At 61.0% G+C, this 4,774-nt stretch carries 3 protein-coding genes and 3 pseudogenes; 4 read left to right on the top strand and 2 right to left on the bottom strand.

Features of this window, described 5'->3' with window-relative positions; genetic code table 11:
- A pseudogene (locus OQK_RS00030) lies at window positions 1-484 on the top strand (hypothetical protein); the annotation flags it as partial.
- Window positions 485-568: 84 nt separating this feature from the next.
- Here the strand turns inward: OQK_RS00030 and phnX are convergent.
- Both phnX and OQK_RS00020 read right to left on the bottom strand, forming a co-directional pair.
- Window positions 569-1,396, bottom strand: coding sequence for a phosphonoacetaldehyde hydrolase (gene phnX / locus OQK_RS00025; protein WP_016770551.1), 828 nt, complete (start codon window positions 1,394-1,396; stop codon window positions 569-571).
- 141 nt (window positions 1,397-1,537) lie between these two features.
- Entirely contained in the window at window positions 1,538-2,647 is a 1,110-nt protein-coding gene (locus OQK_RS00020) for a 2-aminoethylphosphonate--pyruvate transaminase (RefSeq protein WP_016770550.1), read from the bottom strand.
- Between the two features lie 113 nt (window positions 2,648-2,760).
- Here OQK_RS00020 and OQK_RS00015 point away from each other — a divergent pair, with 113 nt between their 5' ends.
- The 3 genes and pseudogenes from OQK_RS00015 to OQK_RS00005 form a co-directional block, all read left to right on the top strand.
- Window positions 2,761-3,627 (top strand): LysR substrate-binding domain-containing protein, encoded by an 867-nt coding sequence (locus OQK_RS00015; RefSeq protein ID WP_016770549.1) that lies wholly within the window; start codon window positions 2,761-2,763, stop codon window positions 3,625-3,627.
- A gap of 107 nt (window positions 3,628-3,734) precedes the next feature.
- Window positions 3,735-4,331, top strand: a pseudogene (locus OQK_RS00010) (c-type cytochrome); the annotation flags it as partial.
- A gap of 74 nt (window positions 4,332-4,405) precedes the next feature.
- Window positions 4,406-4,774 (top strand): annotated as a pseudogene (locus OQK_RS00005) (PA0069 family radical SAM protein); the annotation flags it as partial.

Below are 4,774 nucleotides of genomic sequence, written 5' to 3'. Positions count from 1 at the left end.
GCCAGTGACGCCAACCAAGCCAGTAGCGCCGACCAAGCCAGTGGCGCCAACCAAGCCAGTAGCGCCGACCAAGCCGGTAGCGCCGACCAAGCCGGTAGCGCCAACCAAACCAGTGGCGCCGGTTGACACCAAGCGTCCGCCAATGCCATGGCCGACCCTTAACATCAACATCGATCCTGTGGCCTTGATAACGCTGATTCAAACAATTGGTGCGAAAGTCAATGTCGATGGCTCCACCACACTGCCTGACGGCAGCGTAGTCGCTGTAGATAAAACTTCGATCAAGCGTCCCGACGGTATCATTCAATATGAAGACGGCCGGGTAGAGTATCCGGACGGGCGAATCGTCTGGCCGGATAATACCGTTGAATATCCGGATGGCCGTATTGTCTGGGAAGATGGAACTGAACAATTGCCGGACGGAAGTGTTAAACATCCCGATGGTCTTGCGTACGATGCGCAAGGTAACCTTATTTCCGAATAAGTCATAATCAAGCGATGTCTTTACTCAAGACAGTGCAAAAAAAACACCGCTGATTGCAATCAGCGGTGTTTTAGTTTTCCAGCCTCAAGCGTTTTGCGGCATCTCCCCGTTGGCCAGACGCTTGTTGATGTCGGCGATGACTTCCGGCAAATCGCTGATAGTGTCGATCATGTAATGCGGCCGCGAATCTGCGAACAGCGCGTGGATGCGCTTGCGCTCACTGGCGAGTTCATCGCTGCCCAACGCGCGGAAACCTTCATAGTCCAGACCCAACGCGTTGCCCGAGCAAATCAGCGCAACCGTCCACATGCCGGCCCGGCGACCTTCGAGAATGCCCGGCACGGTGTCGTCGATCTTCACGCACGCTGCAACATCGTCGATGCCCAGAGCGATCACGTTGGCCAACGCCTGCGCCGGCCATGGACGACCGTTGGGCACTTCGTCGGTCGCGACCACGTGGTCGGCGACGTAGCCGTTGCTGGCGGCGAGTTCGACGACTTTGTCCATGACTGCTTTCGGGTAGCCGGAGCAGGAACCGATCTTGATGCCTTGCGCGCGCAGTTGGGCGATGGCGTCCAGCGCGCCGGGAATCAGGGCCGAGTGCTCGGCGATTTTCTCGATCTGCAGCGGCATGAAGCGGTTGTAGATAGCGGTAACATCATCGTCGGTCGGCGTGCGACCGAATACCTTGCGATAACGCTCGGCCACTTGCGGCTGATCACAGAGGGTGCGGATGTGGTCCCACTTGCCCATGCCCATCGGCCCACGGGCCTCTTCAATCGACACCTGCACATCGAACTCGGCGAAGGCTTCGACGAAGATCTGCGTCGGCGCGAACGAGCCGAAATCGACCACGGTACCGGCCCAGTCGAGGATCGCGGCTTGCAGCTTGCTTGGATTGGTGTAGTTCATGGCGTGAATTCCTGATTTGAATATGAGATCAAAATGTGGGAGCGAGCCTGCTCGCGAAAGCGGTCTGACATCAGCCTATGTGTCGCCTAAGACGACGCTTTCGCGAGCAGGCTCGCTCCCACAGGGGATTTATGGTGAGGCTCAGATGCCGAGCACTTCCATTTCGCGCAGCACTTCACCCACTGCTGCTACGGCCTGGCGCATTTCGTCCGGGGTGACGTGGCCGATGCAGCCGACGCGGAAAGTTTCGACCTGGGTCAGTTTGCCGGGGTAGAGGATGTAACCCTTGGCCTTGACCCGCTCATAGAAGTCCTTGAACTGGTAGCGCGGATCCTGCGGGGCATGGAACGTGGCGATGATCGGCGCCTGAATCGCCGCCGGCAGGAAGCTGCGCAAGCCGAGCTTGTTCATCTCTTCCATCAGCGCCTGACAGTTGGCCGCATAACACGCATGCCGCGCCGGCAGACCGCCTTCTTCGCTGTATTGCAGTAGCGCTTCGTGCAGCGCCGCGACCACATGGGTGGGCGGGGTGAAGCGCCATTGCCCGGTTTTCATCATGTAGGCGTGCTGGTCGTACAGGTCCATCGCCAGCGAGTGCGAGTTGCCAGCCGCGGCGGCCAGCGATTCCTTGCGGGCGAAGACAAAACCCATCCCCGGTACGCCTTCCAGGCATTTGCCGGAGGCGGCGATCAGCGCGTCGAACGGTACTTTTTGCGCATCCACGGGCAATGCGCCGAAGGAGCTCATGGCGTCGATGATCAGGCGTTTGCCGTGTTGCGCGACGACCTCGGCGATTTCTGCCAGCGGATTGAGAATGCCGGTGCTGGTTTCGCAGTGGATCAGCGCCACGTGGGTGATGTCAGCGTCGGCGCGCAGCAAGCGGTCGACGTCGGCGGCGGTGGTCGGTTCGTCTTCGGCGGTTTCGAAGGTGCTGAACGAGCGGCCGAGCACTTCGCAGATCTTCGCCAGACGCTTGCCATACGCGCCATTGATCAGCACGAGGATTTTGCCGTCGCGCGGTACCAGCGTGCCGATCGCCGCTTCGACGGCAAAGGTGCCGCTGCCCTGTAACGGTACGCAATGGTGGCTGGCGGCGCCGTTGAGGATGGCCAGCAATTGCTCGCACAGGCTGGCGGTCAGCTGGTTGAAGCGGTCATCCCACGAACCCCAGTCGACCATCATGGCCTGACGGGTGCGGGCCGAAGTGGTCAACGGGCCGGGAGTGAGCAGAATCGGTGCGGCGGTACTCATTCGTGTGTCCTCGCGAAAACGCTGTGGGATGAAGCTACGGGGCCTAAGTTGCAATTAGCCGTTGCATCAATCAAATTGTTTGTTGTTATGCCAGCCATCAGTGAGGGTTATCCATGAATCTGTTTCAGCTGCGCGCCTTCGATGCCGTGGCCCGCGAAGGCAGCTTCACCCGCGCGGCTGCGCGGTTGTTCATCAGCCAGCCGGCAGTCACCGGACACATCAAGGCACTGGAAGAGCATTACCAGATCACTTTGCTGCGGCGTACCGCGCGACGGGTGGAACTGACCGAGGAGGGCACCAAACTGGCAGCGATCACCCGCGCCATGTTCGGCCTGGCGGAAGAAGCGCAGACGCTGCTCGAGGCCAATCGGCAGTTACTGACCGGGCGTCTGGAGGTGGCGGCGGATGGGCCGCACATGGTCATGCCGATGCTGGCAAGCCTGCGCGCACGCTATCCGGGCATCACTGTCAACCTGCGTCTGGGCAACGCGCAGGAAACCTTGGCGGCGCTGTTGTCGGAACACGCCGATGTCGCGGTGCTGACCGAGGTCGAGCCGCGCAAGGGCCTGCATCTGCAAGCGCTGAGCGAATCGCGGATCTGCGCGCTGGTGCCGGCGGGGCATCGCTGGGCGAATCGCTCCGGGGAAGTGAAGCTCAAGGAGCTGGACCAAGTGATCATGGTCCTGCGCGAGCCGACTTCGATTACCCGGCGCACGTTTGACCAGGCGTGTATGCAGGCGTCGATTCAGCCGCGGGTGTTGCTGGAGCTGGACAGTCGCGAGGCGGTGACCGAAGCGGTCGCGGCCGAGTTGGGGGTCGGTGTGGTGTCATCGGTGGAGGTCAGTCATGACCCGCGCGTGGTGGCGATCCCGATCGCCGGGGAAGGACTGGTGAACCGGCACATGATTGGCTGCATGGAGCGCCGGCGCGAGTTGCGCTTGATTCAGGCGTTTTTTGATCTGGCGCTAGCCGCACCGTGATCGTTCCCACGCTCTGCGTGGGAACGCAGCCCGGGACGCTCTGCGTCCCATCCAATAGCCGAACGCGGAGCGTCCGTTGAGGCATTCCCACGCAGAGCGTGGGAACGAGCGAAGAACAACTGGTGCAGTTTCTCAAGACCGGGCGCAGTGATCGCAGCGCAGTATTCGGCGGCATGAGTGATGTGGTCACCCACAGCATGCAATACATGAGCGACGCCGACCTCACCGCGATTGCCCGCTATCTCAAATCACTGCCGGCCAATGACCCGGCGGATCAGCCGCATCAGTACGACCAGAAAGTGGCCAAAGCGCTGTGGAACGGTGACGACAGCCAACGCGGCGCGTCGGTGTACATCGACAACTGCGCGGCCTGCCACCGTACCGATGGCCATGGCTACACCCGGGTGTTCCCGGCGCTGGCGGGCAATCCGGTGCTGCAGACGGATGACCCGACCTCGCTGATTCATATCGTGCTCAAGGGCGGGACTTTGCCGGCAACGCACACCGCGCCATCGAGCTTCACCATGCCCGGTTTCGCCTGGCGCCTGTCGGATCAGGAAGTCGCGGATGTGGTGAGCTTCATTCGTGGCAGCTGGGGCAACAAGGGTGCGCCGGTGAAAGCTGCCGATGTTGCCGAGTTACGTACGGAGGATATGAAGCAGACCTCCGGTGACGATCTGGGCCAAGTGACGCAACACAACTGACCACTCGCCCGACGGCACTAGCCAGATGAGGATCGCCCCGATACTGTGCGCATATACAGTATCGGGGCGTTTTCATGTCTACTCCATTGCCACCTCGCGGTCGCGGCACCGCAACCAACCCGCACAACCGCTTTGCCCCCAGTCGTTCGGTGGCCGAGGACGATGGCTGGTATCAGGAAGTGCCAGAGACGCAAAACACCGAAGTGATCATCGAGAAGGCCAAATCGATCATCAGCCGCAACACCTCGCCGGATCTGCCCTTCGACCGTTCGCTCAATCCCTATCGCGGCTGCGAACACGGCTGCATCTATTGCTATGCACGGCCCAGCCACGCCTACTGGGACATGTCGCCGGGCCTGGATTTCGAAACCCGGCTGATAGCCAAGACCAATGCCGCCCAGGTTCTCGAGGAACAACTGAGCAAACCCGGCTATCAATGTGCG

Origin of the sequence: Pseudomonas sp. R62 (genome assembly GCF_000257605.1) — a bacterium.
In the GTDB taxonomy this organism is placed as follows: domain Bacteria; phylum Pseudomonadota; class Gammaproteobacteria; order Pseudomonadales; family Pseudomonadaceae; genus Aquipseudomonas; species Aquipseudomonas atacamensis.
Note: the sequence above shows the minus strand (reverse complement) of the source record. Positions and strands in the feature narration are given on the sequence as shown.

Coding starts and splice junctions, on each gene's coding strand:
- phnX (WP_016770551.1), bottom strand. CDS start 1,396: ATGAACTACACCAATCCAAGCAAGCTGCAAGCCGCGATCCTCGACTGG.
- OQK_RS00020 (WP_016770550.1), bottom strand. CDS start 2,647: ATGAGTACCGCCGCACCGATTCTGCTCACTCCCGGCCCGTTGACCACT.
- OQK_RS00015 (WP_016770549.1), top strand. CDS start 2,761: ATGAATCTGTTTCAGCTGCGCGCCTTCGATGCCGTGGCCCGCGAAGGC.